18 protein-coding genes, 1 tRNA gene and 2 pseudogenes are annotated in these 19,574 nt (G+C 72.7%); 8 read left to right on the top strand and 13 right to left on the bottom strand.

Annotated elements, in window-relative coordinates:
* Window positions 1-152: 152 nt before the first annotated feature.
* Window positions 153-1,235 carry a peptide chain release factor 1 gene (gene prfA / locus QUE40_RS04300; protein WP_142004557.1) on the bottom strand — a complete coding sequence of 361 codons (1,083 nt, stop codon included), beginning with the start codon at window positions 1,233-1,235 and terminating at the stop codon, window positions 153-155.
* Between the two features lie 106 nt (window positions 1,236-1,341).
* Window positions 1,342-1,557, bottom strand: a complete 216-nt coding sequence (gene rpmE / locus QUE40_RS04295) for a 50S ribosomal protein L31 (RefSeq protein ID WP_142004556.1) — start codon at window positions 1,555-1,557, stop codon at window positions 1,342-1,344.
* Between the two features lie 306 nt (window positions 1,558-1,863).
* Between rpmE and QUE40_RS04290 the strand changes: the two genes are divergently transcribed.
* From QUE40_RS04290 to QUE40_RS04275, 4 genes are all read left to right on the top strand, one after another.
* A complete protein-coding gene (locus tag QUE40_RS04290; protein ID WP_289232413.1) occupies window positions 1,864-2,619 on the top strand; it encodes an LLM class flavin-dependent oxidoreductase in 756 nt (251 codons plus the stop codon).
* A 103-nt stretch (window positions 2,620-2,722) separates the two neighbouring features.
* Complete coding sequence (locus tag QUE40_RS04285) at window positions 2,723-3,610, top strand: hypothetical protein (protein ID WP_289232412.1); 888 nt, start codon at window positions 2,723-2,725, stop codon at window positions 3,608-3,610.
* A complete protein-coding gene (locus QUE40_RS04280) occupies window positions 3,607-4,359 on the top strand; it encodes an N-acetylmuramoyl-L-alanine amidase (protein WP_350227068.1) in 753 nt (250 codons plus the stop codon). Before QUE40_RS04285 ends, QUE40_RS04280 begins: the two co-directional genes overlap by 4 nt.
* Window positions 4,356-4,652 (top strand): hypothetical protein, encoded by a 297-nt coding sequence (locus QUE40_RS04275; RefSeq protein WP_289232411.1) that lies wholly within the window; start codon window positions 4,356-4,358, stop codon window positions 4,650-4,652. The genes QUE40_RS04280 and QUE40_RS04275 overlap by 4 nt, the downstream gene beginning before the upstream one ends.
* Before the next feature lie 102 nt (window positions 4,653-4,754).
* On the opposite strand, the gene rho is transcribed toward QUE40_RS04275, so the two are convergent.
* The 7 genes and pseudogenes from rho to QUE40_RS04240 form a co-directional block, all read right to left on the bottom strand.
* Window positions 4,755-6,740, bottom strand: coding sequence for a transcription termination factor Rho (rho, locus tag QUE40_RS04270; RefSeq protein ID WP_217925254.1), 1,986 nt, complete (start codon window positions 6,738-6,740; stop codon window positions 4,755-4,757).
* A 287-nt stretch (window positions 6,741-7,027) separates the two neighbouring features.
* Window positions 7,028-7,738 (bottom strand): homoserine kinase, encoded by a 711-nt coding sequence (locus tag QUE40_RS04265; protein ID WP_433997068.1) that lies wholly within the window; start codon window positions 7,736-7,738, stop codon window positions 7,028-7,030.
* Entirely contained in the window at window positions 7,699-7,968 is a 270-nt protein-coding gene (locus QUE40_RS04260) for a hypothetical protein (RefSeq protein ID WP_289232409.1), read from the bottom strand. Before QUE40_RS04260 ends, QUE40_RS04265 begins: the two co-directional genes overlap by 40 nt.
* The gene (thrC, locus tag QUE40_RS04255; protein WP_142004551.1) at window positions 7,965-9,056 is read right to left on the bottom strand and encodes a threonine synthase; all 1,092 of its coding nucleotides are present in this window, start codon (window positions 9,054-9,056) and stop codon (window positions 7,965-7,967) included. Before thrC ends, QUE40_RS04260 begins: the two co-directional genes overlap by 4 nt.
* A gap of 2 nt (window positions 9,057-9,058) precedes the next feature.
* Entirely contained in the window at window positions 9,059-10,381 is a 1,323-nt protein-coding gene (locus QUE40_RS04250) for a homoserine dehydrogenase (protein WP_142004550.1), read from the bottom strand.
* A pseudogene (gene lysA / locus QUE40_RS04245) lies at window positions 10,378-11,741 on the bottom strand (diaminopimelate decarboxylase). Before lysA ends, QUE40_RS04250 begins: the two are co-directional and overlap by 4 nt.
* 10 nt (window positions 11,742-11,751) lie before the next feature.
* A complete protein-coding gene (locus tag QUE40_RS04240; RefSeq protein WP_289232408.1) occupies window positions 11,752-12,273 on the bottom strand; it encodes a hypothetical protein in 522 nt (173 codons plus the stop codon).
* A gap of 136 nt (window positions 12,274-12,409) precedes the next feature.
* Between QUE40_RS04240 and QUE40_RS04235 the strand changes: the two genes are divergently transcribed.
* Window positions 12,410-12,481: transfer RNA gene (locus QUE40_RS04235), tRNA-Arg, on the top strand.
* An 80-nt stretch (window positions 12,482-12,561) separates the two neighbouring features.
* On the opposite strand, the gene QUE40_RS04230 is transcribed toward QUE40_RS04235, so the two are convergent.
* Window positions 12,562-13,356, bottom strand: coding sequence for a deoxyribonuclease IV (locus QUE40_RS04230; RefSeq protein WP_142004547.1), 795 nt, complete (start codon window positions 13,354-13,356; stop codon window positions 12,562-12,564).
* Window positions 13,357-13,390: 34 nt separating this feature from the next.
* A complete protein-coding gene (locus QUE40_RS04225) occupies window positions 13,391-14,602 on the bottom strand; it encodes an acyl-CoA dehydrogenase family protein (RefSeq protein WP_236022238.1) in 1,212 nt (403 codons plus the stop codon).
* Here QUE40_RS04225 and QUE40_RS04220 point away from each other — a divergent pair.
* Window positions 14,601-15,129, top strand: a pseudogene (locus QUE40_RS04220) (YbhB/YbcL family Raf kinase inhibitor-like protein). The gene QUE40_RS04225 and the pseudogene QUE40_RS04220 sit on opposite strands and share 2 nt — an antisense overlap.
* A gap of 48 nt (window positions 15,130-15,177) precedes the next feature.
* Here QUE40_RS04220 and QUE40_RS04215 read toward each other — a convergent pair.
* Window positions 15,178-16,206, bottom strand: a complete 1,029-nt coding sequence (locus tag QUE40_RS04215) for a hemolysin family protein (RefSeq protein WP_142004545.1) — start codon at window positions 16,204-16,206, stop codon at window positions 15,178-15,180.
* The gene (locus tag QUE40_RS04210) at window positions 16,206-17,531 is read right to left on the bottom strand and encodes a hemolysin family protein (protein ID WP_142004544.1); all 1,326 of its coding nucleotides are present in this window, start codon (window positions 17,529-17,531) and stop codon (window positions 16,206-16,208) included. Before QUE40_RS04210 ends, QUE40_RS04215 begins: the two co-directional genes overlap by 1 nt.
* 93 nt (window positions 17,532-17,624) lie before the next feature.
* Between QUE40_RS04210 and QUE40_RS04205 the strand changes: the two genes are divergently transcribed.
* Both QUE40_RS04205 and QUE40_RS04200 read left to right on the top strand, forming a co-directional pair.
* Window positions 17,625-18,599, top strand: a complete 975-nt coding sequence (locus tag QUE40_RS04205; protein ID WP_142004543.1) for an ABC transporter ATP-binding protein — start codon at window positions 17,625-17,627, stop codon at window positions 18,597-18,599.
* Entirely contained in the window at window positions 18,599-19,435 is an 837-nt protein-coding gene (locus tag QUE40_RS04200) for an ABC transporter permease (protein ID WP_142004542.1), read from the top strand. The genes QUE40_RS04205 and QUE40_RS04200 overlap by 1 nt, the downstream gene beginning before the upstream one ends.
* Window positions 19,436-19,574 lie beyond the last annotated feature (139 nt).

Here is a 19,574-nt window from a genome sequence, read left to right as displayed (position 1 = left end):
TCGCACTCCGCTCCGGCCGCGTGCTCCTTCGTCGCCCGCAACCTGCGCTGCGCGCTCCTCGCCGCTCACACCTTCTGTCGCGCTCGGTCGCACTCCGCTCCGGCCGCGTGCTCCTTCGTCGCCCGCAACCTGCGCTGCGCGCTCCTCGCCGCTCACTCGCCGACCGCCGCCAGCCGCGCTGCCTCGTCCGCCGCCACCGCCGAGTCGATCACCGCGCCCAGGTCGCCGTCGAGCACGGCGTCGAGGTTGTAGGCCTTGTAGCCCGTGCGGTGGTCGGCGATGCGGTTCTCGGGGAAGTTGTAGGTGCGGATCCGCTCGCTGCGGTCCATGGTGCGCACCTGCGAGCGGCGCGCCTCGGCGGCCTGCGCCTCGCGCTCGTCGATCTGCATCTGCCGCAGCCGCGCCCGCAGCACGCGCAGCGCCGACTCCTTGTTCTGCAGCTGCGACTTCTCGTTCTGGCAGCTGACGACCACGCCGGTGGGCAGGTGGGTGATGCGCACGGCCGAGTCGGTGGTGTTGACCGACTGACCACCGGGCCCGGAGCTGCGGTAGACGTCGATCTTCAGGTCGTTCGGGGCCAGCTCGACGACGTCGTCCTCGGCGTCCTCGAGGTCGGGCGTGACCAGCACCGCGGCGGCGGAGGTGTGGATGCGCCCCTGCGACTCGGTGACCGGCACCCGCTGCACCCGGTGCACCCCGCCCTCGTACTTCAGCCGCGCCCACGGCGCAGTGCCCGGCTCGGGCGTGCCCTTGGCCTGCACCGACAGCCGCACGTCGGTGTAGCCGCCCAGGTCGGACTCGGTCGCGTCGACGATCTCGGCCCGCCACCCCGCGCGCTCGGCGTGGCGCAGGTACATCCGCACCAGGTCGGAGGCGAACAGCGCCGCCTCGGCGCCCCCGGCCCCCGCCTTGACCTCCAGCAGCACGTCGCGGTCGTCGTCCTCGTCGCGGGGCAGCAGCAGGGTGCGCAGCCGCTCGGCCGCGTCGTGCTCGGCCTGCTCCAGCGCCGGCACCTCGGCGGCGAACGACGCGTCCTCGCTCGCGAGCTCGCGGGCCGCGGCCAGGTCGTCCTGCGCGGCGCGCCAGGTGCGGAAGGCGGTCACCGTGGGCCCGAGCGCGGCATAGCGCTTGTTCAGCCGGCGCAGAGCCGCTGGGTCGGCGTGCACCGCCGGGTCGGCGAGCGCTCGCTCGAGGTCGGCGTACTCCGCGACGACGGACTCGGCAGACTCCAGCACGGCGCCGGTCCTTTCACGAGGGGCCCGAGGCGTACGGGCGTGGGCGGGTCAGGAGACGACGAACGCCGGCCCCGCCCGTCGAGGGCGAGACCGGCGTGCGCGGGAGCTACTTGGCGGCCTTCTTGCCGTAGCGCTCCTGGAAGCGAGCGACCCGACCACCGGTGTCGAGGATCTTCTGCTTGCCGGTGTAGAACGGGTGGCACTGGGAGCAGACCTCGGCGTGGATGCGGCCGCTCTCGGCAGTGCTGCGGGTGGTGAACGTCGCGCCACAGGTGCAGGTCACCGTGGTCTCGGCGTACGTGGGGTGAAGGTCCTTCTTCACGGGGGTCTCCTTGCTGTCGACGTCTCCGGGTCGCCCGGCTTGTGCCAGACGTGAACCGGTGACCAGCGGTCAAGTCTGCCAGAGCGGCAGACGTACGCCTAAACGAGCGTCCGGCGCCGGACATTCCCGGCTGCGCCAGGGCTGCGGCGCCCATCTCCCCCAGGATCGAGCGGGCTGTCGGTGGCCGGGCATAGCGTCCGGGCATGAGACATGGATTCGTGGTGCCGTTCGCCAGCGAGACCGAGTTCGTCGAGCTGGCCCGGCTGGGCGAGCAGGCCGGGTGGGACGCGGTGCTCAGCTGGGAGGGTGTGGCGGCAGGACGCCTGGGTGCAGCTGGGCGCGGCCGCGGTGGCGACCGAGCGCATCCGGCTCGGCACGGTGGTCACGCCGGCCGCGCGCTACCGCCCGTGGGACCTCGCGGCGCTGACCGGGTCGGTCGACCGGCTCTCCGGCGGGCGGGTCACGCTCGGGGTCGGGCTGGGGGCGCTCAACTCCAACTGGACCGCGTTCGAGGGCGAGACGCCGCGCAAGGAGCGGGCCGAGCTGCTCGACGAGTGCCTGGCGATCTGGTCGCGGCTGTCGGCCGGCGAGAAGTTCTCGCACACCGGTGCGCACTACCGGCTCGACCTCACCGGCGAGCTCGAGCCGGGCGGTCCACCACCCACCGCGCAGCGGCCCCACCCGCCGGTCTGGGCGGTCGGGGCGCTGGTGCGCGGTCGCGAGCGGCAGCCCTCGCTCGAGCGCGCCGCCCGCTGGCAGGGCATCTTCCCCGCGGTCGTCGGCGGTGACGCCGAGCCGGGCCACAGCAACCTCGACCCCGCCGCCCTGCGCGAGATCGTCGACCGGGTGCGGGCGCTGCGCGAGGCGGACGGGCTGCCGTGGGAGGGCTACGACGTCGTCGTCGAGGGCGACAGCCACGGTGACTTCGGCGACACCCACGACCCGTCCGGCTGGGCCGAGGCGGGTGCGACCTGGTGGGTGGAGTCGTGGTGGGACGTGCCCGGCACCCCCGCCGGGGTCGAGGAGCTGCGCCGCCGGGTCGCCGCCGGGCCGCCCCGCTGATCCTCCGGGTCGCTGCGGCTGGCGGGAGTCTCGCGCGACAACCCCCACGCGGGTGTGCGCAGTGGCAGGGTGCCGAGATGACCGGCTCACCGAGGAGGCCTTCATGACCGGCACCGAACCGAAGCCCACGCGCCGCCCCGCACTCTCGCGGCGACACTTCCTGCTGGCCGGCGCCGCCGTGCCGGCGACCGCCCTGCTGGCCGGGCCGGCCCGAGCGCTGGTGCGCGTCGACCAGCACGCGGTCTTCACCGAGGCGGCGAGGGCGTACGGCCTGCCGGTGGCGCTGCTCGCGGGTGTCTCCTACGCCCAGACGCGCTGGCAGGACCACGACGGACGGCCCAGCGCCTCGCAGGGTTACGGGCCGATGCACCTCGTCGACGGCGACGCCGCCCGGCGCGCCCACGCCCGCGCCGACAAGCCCGCCCCGGCGGTGCTCGACACCCTCGGCGACGCCGCCCGCGCCACCGGGCTCGGCAAGGAGCAGCTGCGCACCGACCCCGCCGCCAACGTGCGCGGCGCCGCCGCGATCATCGCCGAGCAGCAGCGCGCCCTCGGCCGGCCCACCGGCGGGTCCACCGACCCCGCGAGCTGGTACGCCGCGGTCGCCGCCACCAGCGGCCTCACCTCCGCCCAGGCCCAGCTCGACCTCGCCGACGCCGCGCTCGCCGCCGTGCGCAGCGGCGCCGCGCTCACCCTGCCCGACGGCACCCGGCTCGCGACCGCGCGCCGCGCGGTCGGCTCCCCGGCGAGCAACGCGTCGCCCTGCGCGACCGGGCCGACGCCGCCCGCAAGCTCGACCCGCGCGCACCGCAGATCGACGCGCCGCGCGGCCTCGACGTCGAGTGGCTGCCGGCGCCGTACGAGCAGTTCGGCCCCGACCCCGGCGACTACGGCAACCACGACCTGGCCTTCCGGCCGAAGTCGCCGACGATCGACTACGTCGTCATCCACGACACGGAGTGCCCCTACGACGTCGCCCTCGACCTGGTGAGCGACCCGACCTACGTCTCCTGGCAGTACACCCTGCGCTCCAGCGACGGCCACATCGCCCAGCACCTGCTGCCCAAGGACGTCGGCTGGCACGCCGGCAACTGGTACGTCAACTCCCACTCGATCGGGCTCGAGCACGAGGGCTACGCCGCCGAGGGCGCCCCGTGGTTCTCCGAGCCGATGTATCGCACGTCGGCCCGGCTGGTGCGCTACCTGTGCGACAAGTACGCCATCCCCAAGGACCGCGCGCACATCATCGGCCACGACCAGGTGCCCGGCACCACGACCCCGACGATCCCCGGGATGCACTGGGACCCGGGCCCGTTCTGGGACTGGGAGCACTACTTCGACCTGATCGGCTCCCCGCTCGACCGCGCCACGCTCGGCCGCCGGGTGCGCGCGGGCGACGTGGTGCGCATCCTGCCCGGCTTCGTCGGCAACAAGCAGCCGGTGACCGGGTGCGCCGGTGCGGGTGACACCTGCGGCGACAAGGACACCAACTTCGTCACGCTGCGGGTCGCCCCGCGCGAGGACGCCGCGCTGGTGAACGACATCGGGCTGCACCAGCAGGGCAGCCCGCGACGACGTACGTCAGCGACCACAGTGCGCGCGCCACGGCCGGCCTCGACTTCGTGGTGGCCGAGGTCGACGGTGACTGGACCGCGATCTGGTACCTCGGGGTCAAGGGCTGGTTCCGCAACCCCGCGAGCGCGCCGACCGCGCGGCCGGTGGCCGGGCGCCGGCGGGTGATCACGGCCAGCGGGGAGTCCGCGAAGACGTACGGCCGGTGCTACCCCGAGCCCGAGGCGTACGCCGACCCCGCCGACGTGCAGCCGGTGAGCCCGCTGATCTACTCGATCCCCGCGGGGCAGGCCTACGTCGTCACCGACGAGTCACCCGTGACCGACTACTACAAGGCCAAGACGTTCTCCCTGGACACCCCGAACGACCACGTCGACATCGTCGGGAAGGACCGCTACTACCAGATCAGCCTCGGTCACCGGCTCGCCTACGTCCGCGCCGCCGAGGTCCGTCTCGGCTGACCGGCAGCGCGCCGCCCCGAGGCGACGACCGAGACGGGTGTGGCCCGCAACGACATTCCGTCGTCGCGGGCCACACCCGTCGTGCGAGATCCGAGCGAGGGCTCAGTCGTCCTCGTCGTCGAGCTTGATCGAGGAGGTCTGCTGCACCTGCATCAGGAACTCGACGTTGCTCTTGGTCTTCTTCAGCCGGTCGAGCAGCAGCTCGATGCCCTGCTGCTGGTCGAGCGCGGCGAGCACCCGGCGCAGCTTCCACATGATCTTCAGCTCGTCCTGGCCGAGCAGGATCTCCTCGCGGCGGGTGGAGGACTGGTTGACGTCCACCGCCGGGAAGATGCGGCGCTCCGCGAGCTGACGCGACAGGCGCAGCTCCCAGTTTCCGGTGCCCTTGAACTCCTCGAAGATGACCTCGTCCATCTTCGACCCGGACTCGATGAGCGCCGTGGCGAGGATGGTGAGCGAGCCACCGTTCTCGATGTTGCGGGCGGCACCGAAGAACTTCTTCGGCGGGTACAGCGCCGCGGAGTCCACACCACCGGACATGATGCGACCGCTCGCGGGCGCGGCGAGGTTGTACGCACGGCCCAGGCGGGTGATGCCGTCGAGCAGGACGACGACGTCCATGCCCATCTCGACCAGCCGCTTGGCGCGCTCGATGGCCAGCTCGGCGACCTCGGTGTGGTCGGAGGCCGGACGGTCGAACGTCGAGGCGATGACCTCGCCCTTGACCGAGCGCTGGAAGTCGGTGACCTCCTCGGGACGCTCGTCGACGAGCACGACCATCAGGTGGCACTCGGGGTTGTTGGTGGTGATCGCGTTGGCGATCGACTGCATCACCAGGGTCTTGCCGGCCTTGGCCGGCGCGACGATCAGACCGCGCTGTCCCTTGCCGATCGGCGCCACCAGGTCGATGACCCGGTTGGTGATGTTCTTCTGGTCGTCCTCCAGGCGCAGCCGCTCCTGCGGGTAGAGCGGGGTCAGCTTGCCGAACTCGACCCGGTTGCCGGCCTGCTCGGGCGAGCCGCCGTTGACGGTGTCGACCTGCACCAGCGCGTTGAACTTCTGCCGCGCCGGGGGCTGCTCGCCCTCGCGCAGCGCCCGGATCTTGCCGGTGACGGCGTCGCCCTTGCGCATGCCGTTCTTCTTGACCATGCCCATCGGGACGTAGACGTCGCCCGGACCGGGCAGGAAGCCGCTGGTGCGCACGAAGCCGTAGTTGTCGAGCACGTCGAGGATGCCGGCCACCGGCACGAGGACGTCGTCCTCGCGCACCTGGGTGTCGACCTCGCCGAAGTCGTCGCCACGACCGCGGCCGCGCTTGCGGTCTCGGCCACGCTGACGGCGCCGGCCACGGCGGTCGCCGCGGTCGTCGTCACGGTTGTCGTCGCGACGGTTGCCGCCGCCCTGCTGGTCGCGGTTGCCGCCGCCCTGGTTGCCGCCCTGCTGGCGGTCGTCGCGCTGCTTGTCGTCACGGCGGTTGTCGTCGCGACGGTTCTCGCGGCCGCCCTGGTTGCCGCCCTGCTGGCGGTCACCCTGCTCACGGTCGCCGCGCTGCTTGTCGTCACGACGGTTGTCGTCGCGACGGTTGTCGTCGCGGCGGTTGTCACGGTCGCCCTGGCGACGCTGCCGGTCACCCTGGCGGTCGTCCTGCTGGCGCTCGTCCTGCTGGCCGCCGTCGGACTGACGGTCGCCCTGCTGCCGGTCGGCGCGGGCCTGCTGCCCCTGGTCGTCGCGGCCCTCGCGCTGCGCGTCGCGGTCGCCGTCGCCGGCCTCGCGGGCCTGGCCCTGCGAGCGCTCGGCCGGAGCCGTGGGGGCGCTGGCAGCGCGGCGCGAGCGGCGCGCGGGCTGCTGGCCCGAGGAGTCGCCGGCCCGGTCGGACGCGGCGGACCCGGCGTCGGACGTACGCCCCTCGGCCGGGGTCTGGCCGCTCGCCTGGTCGGTGCTGCCGGCTCCGCCGGACACGGTCGGCGCGGGGCGCGAACCGCCCGAGCGGTCGCCGTTGATGGCGGCGATCAGGTCGCTCTTGCGCATCTTCGACGTGCCGGTGATGCCCATCCCGGCGGCCAGGCGCTTGAGCTCGTCGAGCTTCATCGCGCTGAGGCTGCCACGGGGCTTCGACTCACCCGCAGACTGCGCGGCGAGATCGGTGGTTTCTGTCACGAAGGTTCCTTCCCCTCGTCTGGCGCCCTCTGCGGGGCACGGTTTGGGGTGCTGCATCGGCCGGGTCAGATCCCGGCCGCCAGACTCACGGCGCTGTGCCGACATGCGTCGGCGGTGCGCCCTCGTGAGATGAGATCGCATCCACCCGCTCAACGGGTGCGGCTCCCGGCGTTGAACCGCCGATGGCCTCGATGCACCTTCAATCTACACCGAAGCCCTCACGGCCGCGAAACAACCCTCACGCCGGTGTCGGGCACCGGGCCGGCGAGCGCCCGCCAGCCGGCGCCCTCCCCCACCGCGGCGAGCACCTGCGCGCGCGTCTGCTGCGTCGCGAGCACGAGCACGGTCGGTCCGGCCCCGGAGACGGTGGCCGCGTGGCCGGCCGCGCGCAGCCGGTCAACCAGCCGCATCGTCTCGACGTACGCCGATCGCCGCTGCTGCTGGTGCAGCCAGTCGCGGGTCGCGGGCAGCAGGAATGCCGGGTCCTGGGTCAGCGCGTGCACGAGCAGCGCCGCGCGGCCCGAGTTGCGTGCGGCGTCGCCGTGGCCCACCTGCGTCGGCAGCGCCGCCCGGGCCTTGTCGGTGGCGAGGGTGCTGGCGGGCACGAACGCCACCGGCGCGACGTCGGGGTGCAGCGCGGGGCGCGCCGTGCTCCAGCCGGAGTCGGAGTCCGTCGCCCACGAGACGGTGAGCCCGCCGTACACGCTCGCCGAGGAGTTGTCGGGGTGCCCCTCGAGGTCTCCGGCGACGTCGCCGATCTGCCGGCGGCCCTCGTCGGAGGAGACGTCGACACCGACCGTGGCGGCGGCCGCGGCCACCCCCACGACGATCGCCGCGGCGGACGAACCCAACCCGCGAGAGTGCGGAATCCTGTTGCGCGACAACAGTTTCAGGCCGCGTGGCGTCGCGAACCCGAGGCTGCGCCACATGACCGACATCGACCGGTGCACCAGGTGCGAGGCGTCGCGCGGCACCTGGTCGGCACCCTCCCCTCGCACTCGATGACGAGCCGGTCGCCGGTGACCTCGACCTCGACGTCGTCCCACAGGTCGAGGGCGAGCCCGACCGAGTCGAAGCCGGGGCCCAGGTTGGCCGAGCTCGCGGGCACCTGGAGCGCGACGCGCTGCCCGGTCGGGACCGGGCGCAGCTCGCCGCTCATCCCTCCAGGCCCAGCTCGACGGCGGCGGTCATCGCGTCGACCGGGATCTGGGTCGGCACCACCTCCGAGCCGTCGGCCAGCTTCAGCGCCCAGGCCGGGTCCTTCAGCCCGTGCCCGGTCACGGTGCACACGATGCGCGCGCCCGCGGGCACCTCGCCGCGCTCGTGCTGCTGGAGCAGGCCGGCGACGCTCGCGGCCGAGCCCGGTTCGACGAACACGCCCTCGCTGCTGGAGATCAGCCGGTGCGCCTCGAGGATCTGTTCGTCGGAGACCTTGTCGATGACGCCGCCGGACTCGTCGCGGGCGGCCTCGGCCTGCTTCCACGACGCGGGGTTGCCGATGCGGATCGCGGTGGCGACCGTGTCGGGGTCGTCGACCGGGTGGCCGAGCACGATCGGCGCCGCGCCCTCGGCCTGGAACCCCCACATGCGCGGGGTCCGCGTGGCCAGCGCCGGCGCCCCGCTGCGCGAGGGCTCGACCGCCTCGCGGTAGCCCTTCCAGTAGGCCGTGATGTTGCCGGCGTTGCCGACCGGCAGGCAGTGGATGTCGGGGGCGTCGCCGAGCGCGTCGGCCACCTCGAACGCCGCCGTCTTCTGTCCCTCGATGCGGGCCGGGTTGACCGAGTTCACCAGCTCGACCGGATAGGCCTCGGCCAGCTTGCGGGCGACGGTGAGGCAGTCGTCGAAGTTGCCGTCGACCTGCAGCAGCGTCGCGCCGTGGGCGATCGCCTGGCTGAGCTTGCCCATCGCGATCTTGCCGTCGGGCACCAGCACCGCGCAGGTCATGCCGGCCTTGGTGGCGTACGCCGCCGCGGACGCCGACGTGTTCCCCGTGCTCGCGCAGACCACGGCCTTGGCGCCCGCCTTGGCGGCCATCGAGATCGCGGCGGTCATGCCGCGGTCCTTGAACGAGCCGGTGGGGTTGAGCCCCTCGAACTTCAGGAACACCTCGGCGCCGACCCGCTCGCTGAGCTTCTCGGCCGGGATCAGCGGCGTGCCGCCCTCGTGCAGCGTGATGACCGGCGCTCCGTCGAGCATCGGCAGCCGGTCGGCGTACTCGCGGATCACTCCGCGCCACTGGTGCGCCATCGTCACAGTCCTTCCATGCGCAGCACCGACGACACGGTGCCGACCTCGTCCAACCCGCGCAGCCGCTCGACCGTCTCGGCGAGCCGCCCCTCCGCGGCCTCGTGCGTCGCGATCGTGAGCGGCGCCAGCCCGTCGTCGCTGCGGCGGATGCCCTGGATCATCGACTCGATCGACACGCCCGTGTCGCCGAAAACCGTTGCCACCCGGGCGAGCACGCCGGGCTGGTCCTCGACGTCCACGCGGATCGCGTAGCGCGTGCGCACGTCGCCGAGCGGCACGACCGGCAGCTGGGCGTACGCCGACTCGCCCGGCCCGCGCGCGCCGGTCACCCGGTGCCGGGCCGCCTGGACCAGGTCACCCAGCACCGCCGATGCGGTCGGGTCGGCGCCGGCGCCGGGGCCGTAGAACATCAGCTCGCCGGCCAGCTCGGTCTCGACGAAGACGGCGTTGAACGCCTCGCGCACCGACGCGAGCGGGTGCGACCGCGGCACGATCGTGGGGTGCACCCGGGCGCTCACGCCGGCGGTCCCGTCGGGACGCTCGACCCGCTCGCAGATCGCGAGAAGCTTGAGCACACAACCCATCCGGCGCACCGTGCGGATGTCGTCGGACGTGATCGCGGTGATGCCCTCGCAGCTGACGTCGGACGTCGCGACCCGGGTGTGGAAGGCCAGCGAGGCCAGGATCGCCGCCTTGGCCTGGGCGTCGTGGCCCTCGACGTCGGCGGTCGGGTCGGCCTCGGCATAACCGAGCTGCTGGGCCTCGGCGAGCACGTCGGCCAGGTCGGCGCCGGTGCGGTCCATCTTGTCGAGGATGAAGTTGGTGGTGCCGTTCACGATGCCCATGACACGGCGCACCTGGTCGCCCGCGAGCGACTCGCGCATCGGCCGGATGAGCGGGATCGCACCGGCGACCGCCGCCTCGAAGTGCAGGTCGACGCCCGCCTCCGACGCCGCCTCGTAGAGGCGCGGGCCGTCCTCGCCGAGCAGCGCCTTGTTGCCGGTCACCACGCTGGCACCGTGCTCGAACGCCGACAGGATCAGCGAGCGCGCCGGCTCGATGCCGCCGATCAGCTCGATCACCAGGTCGGCCCGTGTCACCAGACCCTCGGCGTCGGTCGTGAGCAGCGAGCGGTCCAGGCCCGCCTCGTCGCGCGGCTTGTCGAGGTCACGCACCGCGACCCCCACCAGCTCCAGCGGCCGGCCGACGCGCGCGGAGAACTCCTCGGGGTGCTCGACCAGTCGCCGGGCCACGCTCGACCCGACCGTGCCGCACCCGAGCAGCGCCACCCTCAGCGGCTCGGTGGTTGCGTTGGACTCGCTCACGAATCCCCTTCCAGCGCAAGGATGTCCGCGATCGTCTCGCGGCGGATCAAGGTGCGGACCTGACCGTCGCGGACGGCGACGACCGGGGGCGCGGCACGTGGTTGTACGTGCTCGACAGGCTGCGGCAGTAGGCGCCGGTCGCGGGGACGGCCAGCAGGTCACCCGCCTGCACGTCACCGGCCAGCTCGACGTCGCGCACGACGATGTCACCGCTCTCGCAGTGCTTGCCGACCACCCGCGCCAGCACCGGCGGGGCGCCGCTGCTGCGGCCCGCGAGCGCGCAGGTGTAGTCGGCGTCGTAGAGCACCGGGCGCGGGTTGTCGCTCATGCCGCCGTCGACGGAGACATAGGTGCGCACCAGCTGGTCGGTCGCCTGCACCGGCTTCACCGAGCCGACCTCGTAGAGCGTCACCCCGGCGGGGCCGACGATGGCCCGGCCCGGCTCGACGGAGATGCGGGGAACCGGGGTGCCGGCGTCGGCGCACGCCGCCCGCACGATCTCGGCCAGCCCCTCGGCCATCTCGCGCACCGGCAGCGGGGTGTCACCGGCGAGGTAGGCGATGCCGAAGCCGCCGCCGAGGTCGAGCTCGGGCAGCGTCGTGCCGTGCTCGCGCGCGACCTGCAGCTGCAGGCTCACCAGTCGCCGAGCCGCCTCGGCGAAGCCGTCGGTCTCGAAGATCTGACTGCCGATGTGCGAGTGAAAACCCAACAGCCGCAACGCATCCGGGCGGTCGAGCACCTGTTGCGTTGCCTGCGCGACCTGTCCCTGGTCGAGGCTGAAGCCGAACTTCTGGTCCTCGTGCGCGGTCGCGATGAACTCGTGCGTGTGCGCCTCGACGCCGGTCTTGACCCGCAGCATCACCGGCACCACCACCCCGTGCCGGCGCGCGGCGTCCGTGATGCGCTCGATCTCCTCGAAGGAGTCGACGACGATCCGGCCGACGCCGTAGGCCACGGCCGCCTCGATCTCGGCGACGGACTTGTTGTTGCCGTGCATCCCGATCAGCTCGCCCGGGAAGCCGGCACGCTCGGCCACGGCCAGCTCGCCGCCGGAGCAGACGTCCAGCCGCAACCCCTCCTCGTGCATCCACCGCGCGAACGCGGTGCTGAGGAACGCCTTGCCGGCGTAGTAGACGTCGCAGGTCGCGCCGATCGCGGCGAAGGCCTCGCCGAAGGCGACCCGGAAGTCCGCTGCGCGACGGCGTACGTCGGACTCGTCGAGCACGTAGACCGGGGTGCCGACCTCCTCGGCGAGGCGGCGCAGGCTCACACCCCCGATCTCGATCGACCCGTCGGGCAGCCGCCGGGCGCTGCCGGGCCAGACGTGCGCGGGGAGCGCGTCGACGTCGGGGACGCTCACGTGGGCTCCTCTACACGTGGGTCGGGGCTGGCATGCCCGCGAGGCGGAGTGCGGACGCCAGCACGATACGGGCCCGCTCGTGATCCTCCGGCAGCAGACCAGCTCGTGGTACGGCCGGGGCCGCCAGCACCACCGCCGCCACCGCCTCGACCGCGGTCGCGAGGATGCGGGTGCGGCCGGTGCGCGCGGCCGCACCCCAGGCGCTGTCCGCCCGGTCCAGCGGGCGCTCGAGGCCCACGACCTGGACCCCCGCCACCAGCCGGGCGTGCGCCAGCACCACCGCGAACGCCGGGTTGCGCAGGGTCTGCGTCGGCAGGTCGCGCCACGCGACGTCGAGCTGCCGCCCGTCGGAGGAGCGCAGCAGCACCCACCGCGCCGTCGGCTCCCCCGCACGACCCACCAGCCCGCCGTACGTCGTCGGCCGGCTGTCGCGGGTCAGCCACAGCTCGCGCTCGGCCGGCACCGCGAGCCGCGCCTCGACCGCCCGGCGCAGGTCCTCGGCCGGTTGCGGGTCGTGAACCTCGTTGCGCATCAGGCGACCTCGGCGGGCACGAACCCCTCCGGCGCGCCCGGGGTCTCGGTGGTCATGGCCTCATCGTGCCGGACGCCGTCGGGCGCGACCGGCCGGTTCGGAGCACCGTCCGCGCGCTGTTAGAGTTTCTCCTCGCGCCCCCTTAGCTCAGGGGATAGAGCACCGCCCTCCGGAGGCGGGTGCGCAGGTTCGAATCCTGCAGGGGGCACCGACGTCGACCGGACGACACCATCACGAATGCGCGCGAGGCGGACAGGCATCCCTGTCCGCCTCACTCATGTCTGGTCGTCAGACCCGTTCGCGCAACCACGCGATGTCTGCGCCCTGCCCCTCGGCCCCGCCCGGCGTCTCGCACACCACCGGCGCGTCGGCGGCGCGCACCACCTCGGCCAGCTCCTCGCCGTCGATCTCGCCCGACCCGAAGTTGGCGTGCCGGTCGGCGCCGGAGTCGAACGCGTCGCGCGAGTCGTTGGCGTGCACCAGGTCGATGCGACCGGTGATCCCGCGGATCTTCTCCACCACGCTCGCGAGCTCAATGCCCCCGGCGTGCGCGTGGCAGGTGTCGAGGCAGAAGCCGACCGTGTCGCCGCCCTCGGCCTCGCCGATCGCGTCCCACAGCCGGGCGATCGCCTCGAGGCGCCGGGCCATCGCGTTGTCGCCGCCGGCGGTGTTCTCGATGAGCAGCGGCACCGGCATGTCGAGACCGTCGATGCACTTGCGCCAGTTGTCGAAGCCCTTGGCGGAGTCCTCGTCGACGCCGATGTGACCGCCGTGCACGATCACGCCCTTGGCCCCCACCTCGGCCGCGGCGGTCAGGTGCTGCTGCAGCAGCTTGCGCCCGGGGATACGGATCCGGTTGTTGAAGGAGGCGACGTTGATCGGGTAGGGCGCGTGGACGTACAGGTCGATGCCGGCGTCGGCGACCGCCGACCGCAGCGCCTGCGCGCCACCCTCGAAGCGCACGACCGGGCCCTTGTAGCTCTGCGGGTCGCCCAGGAAGATCTGCACGAGCGACGCGCCGCGCGCGACCGCCTCGGCGACGGGGTCTTCCTGCTCGACGTGCGCACCGATGGAGAGGGCCATGCCTCCACCGTAGGCCTCGGCCCGGCGGCCGGGCTCAGCGTCCCCGGGCCGCGCGCACCAGCCCGCCGCCGACGATCAGCCGCTGGATCTCGCTGGTGCCCTCGTAGAGGCGCAGCAGACGCACGTCGCGATAGATGCGCTCCACCGGCACGCCGCGCATGTAGCCGGTGCCGCCGTGCACCTGCACCGCCAGGTCGGCCACCCGCCCGGCCATCTCGGTGCAGAACAGCTTGGCCGCCGACGGCGCGACCCGGCGGTCCTCCTCGCTGACCCACAGCCGAGCCGCCTCGCGCACCAGCGCGCGCCCGGCCAGCACGTCGGTCTGCATGTCGGCGAGCATCGCCTGCACCAGCTGGAACTCACCGATCGGCGTGCCGCCCTGGGTGGTGGTCGCCGCCCAGGCCACCGACTCGTCGAGCGCCCGCTGGGCCTGTCCGACCGCGACGGCGGCGATGTGCACCCGGCCGCGCGCCAGGCTGGTCATGGCCGCGCGGTAGCCCACGTCCTCGGCGCCGCCGACGAGCGCGGCCGGCGGCAGGCGTACGTCGGTGAGACTGACGTCGGACGTCCAGGCCCCCGCCTGGCCCATCTTCGCGTCCTTCGGGCCGATCTCGACCCCGTCGGCGTCGGCCGGCACGAGGAAGACCGCGATGCCCGGACGGCCCGGCTCGGCGGGCGCCGTGCGCGCGAACACCACGAACAGGTCGGCCGACGGGGCGTTGGTGATGAACCGCTTGCTGCCGCTGATCACCCAGTCGTCGCCGTCGCGAATCGCCTTGGTGCGCAAGCCTGCCGGGTTGGATCCCGCCCCCGGCTCGGTCAGCGCGAACGACGCGACCACCTCGCCCGACGCCAGCCGCGAGAGCCACTGCTCGCGCTGCTCGTCGGTGCCGTAGCCCACCAGCACCTGCCCCGCGATGCCGTTGTTGGTGCCGAACAGCGAGCGCACCGCGAGGCTGGTGTAGCCGAGCTCCTCGGCCAGGCGTACGTCCTGGGCCAGGTCGAGCCCGAGCCCACCGAACTCCTGGGGCAGGGCGAAGCCGAACAGCCCCAGCTCGGCGACCTCGGCGCGCAGGTCGGCGGGGATCGCGTCGGCGTCGGCGATCTCCTGCTCGCGCGGCACGACGCGCTCGCGCACGAACGTGCGCACCGCCGCGAGGATCTCCTCGAAGTCAGCCTCGTCCACCACTGCCGTCTCGCCCATGCCGCCGATCATGCCGTCCGTGCGTGCCACGATGGCGGACATGACCTCACTCGAACGGCCCCAGGCACCCAACCCCTACGACCTGCTCCCCGCGGTCCCGTCGTTCACCGTGACCAGCGACGACGTCACCGAGGGTCAGCCGCTCGCCGACGAGCAGTCCGCCGAGGGCGGCAGCGTCTCGCCCCAGCTGTCCTGGTCGGGCGCGCCCGAGGGCACGCAAAGCTTCGTCGTCACCTGCTTCGACCCCGACGCGCCGACCCCTCGGGCTTCTGGCACTGGATGGTCGTCGATCTCCCGGCCGACACGACCTCCCTCCCCGCGACGCCGGCAAGCCCGGGTCGACGCTGCCCGGCGAGGCGTTCATGCTGCGCAACGACGGCGGCGAGCACGGGTTCATGGGCGCCGCCCCGCCCGAGGGCGACGTGCCGCACCGCTACTTCTTCGTGGTGCACGCGGTCACCGAGCCCCAGCTCGGCATCGACGAGGACACCTCCGGCGCCGTGATGTCGTTCAACCTGGCGTTCAAGACCGCCGGCCGCGCGATCCTCATGGGCACCTACCAGGCCTGAACCGCCCGCCGAGGCAGCTCCCCTGCCCTGCGTCGTCGACGGCCGGGGTCAGGGGCGCTGGGTGGTGTCGGCGACCTCGCCGACCAGCTCCTCCAGCACGTCCTCGAGGAACACCACACCGGTCACCTGGCCCTGCTCGTCGACCACCCGCGCCAGGTGGGAGCCGAGGCGCTGCATGGTCAGCAGCGCGTCCTCGACCTCGTCCTCGGGCCGGACGGTCGCGAGCGGGCGGATGCGCTTGGGCGGCACCGGCTCGTCGTAGAGCTCGTCGGTGGCGTACAGCACGTCCTTGAGGTGCAGATATCCCGCCACCTCGCCGTGCCGGTCGGTCACCGGGAAGCGGGAGAAGCCCCGCTTGGCCACCAGGTGCTCCAGGTCGGCGGGGGTCGAGCCGACGGCCAGCGTGACCACGTCGCCGATCGGCACCGCGACGTCGGCCGCGACCCGGTCGCTGAACTCAAGAGCGCCGAGCATCCGCTCCTGCGCCCCCGGGTCGATCAGCCCCTCGCGGTGGCTCTCCTGCATGATCATGTGCACCTCCTCGGCCGAGAAGGTCGAGGCCACCTCGCTCTGCGGCTCCACGCCGAACCGCCGCACCAGCCACTTCGCGATCGTCTCGAGCAGCCGGATGAGCGGGTGCAGCGCCTTGGTGATCCACAGCAGCGGCGGCGCCAGCAGCAGGGCCGACCGCTCCGGCCCCGCGATCGCCAGGTTCTTGGGGATCATCTCGCCGACGACCACGTGCAGGTAGACGACGATCAGCAGCGCGATCACGAGCGCGGCGACCTTGATCACCGGCTCGGGCACCCCGGAGGCCTCCATCGGCCCGGCGATGAGGTGTTCGAGAGCCGACTCGGCGACCGCGCCCAGCAGCACCGAGCAGACCGTGATGCCGAGCTGCGCGCAGGCGAGCAGCGAGGCGAGGTTCTCCAGCGCCTCGAGCACCAGCTTGGCGCGCCGACTCCCTTGTGCCGCAAGGGGTTCCATCTGCGAGCGCCGGGCGGCCATGACCGCGAACTCGGCACCCACGAAGAAGGCGTTGCCCAGCAGCAGGACCAACGAGAACCACAGGGCCATCAGACGCTCGCCTCGCCCTCGAGCCGGTCGGGGACGAGCGGCCACAGCCGTACGCGATCGACCCGGCGGCCGTCCATCGACACCACGCGCAGTCGCCAGCGCCCGATCGTCACCTCGTCACCGACCTGCGGGACGCGCCCGACCTGGGCCATGACGAAACCGCCGAGCGTCTCGTAGGTGGCGCCGTCGGGGATGTCGGCGCCGATGCGGTCGCGCACCTCGTCGGGACGCCAGAGCCCGGACAGCGTCCACGACCCGTCGGGCAGCATCCGGCTGGTGTCGCGGACGCGGTCGTGCTCGTCGCTGACCTCTCCGACGATCTCCTCGATGACGTCCTCGAGGGTGACCACGCCGCTGGTCCCGGAGTACTCGTCGATGACGACGGCCAGCTGGAAACCGCCCTTGCGCAGCAGCAGGAGCAGCGGGTCGAGCCGGATCGTCTCGGGCACGACCACCGGCGGGATCATCAGGGCGGTGACGGGGACGTCCGGGCGCCGCTCGGGCGGGACCGCGATCGCCTTCTTCACGTGGACGACACCGCTCACGTCGTCCCAGCCGTCGCCGATCACGGGGAAGCGGCTGTGGCCGGAGCTGCGCGCGAGAGCGACGACGTCGGCGGCGCTGGCGGTGCGCTCGATCGCGACGCAGCGCACCCGCGGGCTCATCACGTCGGCGGCGGTGCGCTCGCCGAAGTTCAGCGAGCGGGTCAGGAGCCGGGCGGTGCCGGCCTCGATCGTGCCCGCCTCGGCCGAGCGCCGCACGAGCGACGCCAGCTCCTGCGGCGTGCGGGCCGCCGACAGCTCCTCCTGCGGCTCGACGCCCATCGCCCGCAGCGCGCGGTTGGCGGAGCCGTTGAGCACGACGATGAACGGCCGCATGATCACGCTGAAGACGCGCACCGGGCCGGCGACCAGCTTGGCGACCGGCAGTGGCGCGGAGATGCCGAGGAACTGCGGCAGCAGCTCGCCGAAGATCATCGAGAAGATCGTCGCGATGACCAGGGCGAGGGTCGTGGAGGCGGCGACCGCGGCCGTACCACCGACCCCGATCGCCTCGAGCGGACTCTCCAGCAACCGACCCAGCGAGGGTTCGACGAGATAGCCCAGCACCAGGGTCGTGAGGGTGATGCCGACCTGGCTCGCGGACAGCTGGGTCGACAGCTGGCGCAGCGAGGTGAGCACCGACCCGGCGGCGTAGTCGCCGGACTCCACGGCCCGCTGCACCGACGGGCGGTCCAGCGCGACGAGGGAGAACTCGGCGGCCACGAAGACGGCGGTGCCGACGGTCAGCAGCACACCGCCGAGCACCAACAGCCACTCGGTCATGAATGAACATCCTAGGAGCGCCGGGCACGTCGGTTGTCCCTCACCCGCGTGGGGGTGATTGGGTGTTGGCATGTCAACGAATCGGGGAATCGCATGACCAGCACCGCGTCACCACCGCGCCAGGGGGCGCGCATCGAGATCGACTCGCTGTCGAAGTCGTTCGGCAGCTTCCGGGCGGTCGACAACCTGTCCTTCACCGTCGAGCCGGGCGTGGTCACGGGCTTCCTGGGCCCCAACGGCGCCGGCAAGACCACCACGCTGCGCATGCTGCTCGGCCTGGTCCGGCCGACCGGCGGCACCGCCACGATCGACGGGCAGACCTATCAGCACCTCGACAACCCTGGCCAGGTGGTCGGGTCCGCGCTCGAGGCAACCAACTTCCACCCCGGGCGCTCCGGCCGCGACCACCTGCGGGTGATCGCTGCTGCGATCAAGGTGCCCGACTCCCGGGTCGACGAGCTGCTCGACCTGGTCGGCATCTCGGCTGCGGCCAAGAAGCGAGCCGGGGCCTACAGCATGGGCATGCGGCAGCGTCTCGGTCTCGCGGCCGCGCTGCTCGGCGACCCGCGCGTGCTGATCCTCGACGAGCCGGCGAACGGTCTCGACCCCGAGGGCATCCGGTGGCTGCGCGGCTTCCTGCGCCACCTCGCCAGCGAGGGCAAGACGATCCTGGTCTCCAGCCACATGCTCAGCGAGGTCGAGCAGACCGTCGATGACGTGGTGATCATCGCCAACGGCCGCATGGTCAAGCAGGGCTCGATCGCCGAGCTCCACGGCCCCCGACGCTCGCTCGTGCGCACCTCCGACGCCGAGCAGCTGGTCCGCCAGCTCGCCCAGGCCGGGTTGCACGCCCAGCGCACGGGTGACGACACGCTCGAGGTCAGTGGCGACGACCCGCGCAAGATCGGCGACCTCGCCCTGGCGGCACGGCTCCCGATCTACGAGCTTCGCGACTCCAAGTCGGACCTGGAGGACCTGTTCTTCCAGCTCACCTCCCAGCCGGAGAACCGCAACCGCAACCTGGGTGACGACGACCAGCCTGGGCAGCACGAGGGAGGGATGCAGTGATGGGGGCCGCTATCAAGTCCGAGATCCGCAAGGTCTTCACGACCCGGATGTGGTGGGCGATGGCCATCGGCATGGGGCTCATGGCCGGGCTGCTCTCCCTGATGTTCGCCTCGCTGCTCGGCTCGCAGAACGCCACCGACCCCAACGATCCCGGCGCCGGCAACCCGTTCGCCAGGATGACGCCGGGGACGGCGCAGATCATCTACTCCGCCGGCATCCAGTTCAGCCTCACGACGCTGGTCCCGCTCGCGCTGGGCGTCATGCTGATCACCAACGAGTACCGCCACAAGACGATCAGCTCGACCTTCCTCGCCACGCCCAACCGCTGGGTGGTGCTCATCTCGAAGATGATCGCGCTCGTCCCGCTGGGCGTGGTGTTCGGCGTCGTCCACAACGTGGCCAGCGTCGGCCTCGCAAGCCTCGTGATCAAGAGCAAGGGCGAACCGCTGCTGCTGGGCGACCCCGAGGTGCTCAAGACCATGGCGCTGGTCGTGCTGGCCAACACCGTCTGGATGCTGCTCGGCTTCGGGTTCGGGATGCTGGTGCGCAACCAGGTGGCCGCGGTCATGTCCGCGGTCGGTGCGGCGTTCGTGCTGCACATCGCGCTCAACCTGTTCTTCTCGGCGCGCGGCTGGGAGACGGCCGCCAAGTTCCTGCCGGGAAACCTCACCAGCGGCATGCTCGTCACCAGCGACCCGATGGCCGGCCAGCAGACCACCTCGGGTGCTGCGTCGCCCTACTTCAACTGGTGGCAGTCCTCGCTCACGCTGCTCGCGTACGCCGTCGTGCTCGCCGGCATCGGCGCGTTCCTCACGACGCGTCGAGACGTCTCCTGACGCCCACGGGGTGCGGCCCGCCGGCCTCGGCGGGCCGCACCCCGAGCCGTCGGTTCCGGGGCTGTGCCTGCGCAGTAGGCTGGGCCTTGGCACTCGACGACGAGACGTGAAAGAGGCGCATCCAGCGTGTCCCACCAGC

Origin of the sequence: Barrientosiimonas endolithica (assembly GCF_030296655.1) — a bacterium.
GTDB lineage: Bacteria > Actinomycetota > Actinomycetes > Actinomycetales > Dermatophilaceae > Barrientosiimonas > Barrientosiimonas humi.
This window is presented reverse-complemented; position numbering and strand designations above follow the sequence as displayed.

Coding starts and splice junctions, on each gene's coding strand:
- QUE40_RS04285 (WP_289232412.1), top strand. CDS start 2,723: ATGACCGGCACCGAACCGAAGCCCACGCGCCGCCCCGCACTCTCGCGG.
- rho (WP_217925254.1), bottom strand. CDS start 6,740: ATGAAGCTCGACGAGCTCAAGCGCCTGGCCGCCGGGATGGGCATCACC.
- QUE40_RS04265 (WP_433997068.1), bottom strand. CDS start 7,738: ATGTGGCGCAGCCTCGGGTTCGCGACGCCACGCGGCCTGAAACTGTTG.
- QUE40_RS04260 (WP_289232409.1), bottom strand. CDS start 7,968: ATGAGCGGCGAGCTGCGCCCGGTCCCGACCGGGCAGCGCGTCGCGCTC.
- thrC (WP_142004551.1), bottom strand. CDS start 9,056: ATGGCGCACCAGTGGCGCGGAGTGATCCGCGAGTACGCCGACCGGCTG.
- QUE40_RS04240 (WP_289232408.1), bottom strand. CDS start 12,273: ATGCGCAACGAGGTTCACGACCCGCAACCGGCCGAGGACCTGCGCCGG.
- QUE40_RS04230 (WP_142004547.1), bottom strand. CDS start 13,356: ATGGCCCTCTCCATCGGTGCGCACGTCGAGCAGGAAGACCCCGTCGCC.
- QUE40_RS04225 (WP_236022238.1), bottom strand. CDS start 14,602: ATGTCCGCCATCGTGGCACGCACGGACGGCATGATCGGCGGCATGGGC.
- QUE40_RS04215 (WP_142004545.1), bottom strand. CDS start 16,206: ATGGCCCTGTGGTTCTCGTTGGTCCTGCTGCTGGGCAACGCCTTCTTC.
- QUE40_RS04210 (WP_142004544.1), bottom strand. CDS start 17,531: ATGACCGAGTGGCTGTTGGTGCTCGGCGGTGTGCTGCTGACCGTCGGC.
- QUE40_RS04205 (WP_142004543.1), top strand. CDS start 17,625: ATGACCAGCACCGCGTCACCACCGCGCCAGGGGGCGCGCATCGAGATC.
- QUE40_RS04200 (WP_142004542.1), top strand. CDS start 18,599: ATGGGGGCCGCTATCAAGTCCGAGATCCGCAAGGTCTTCACGACCCGG.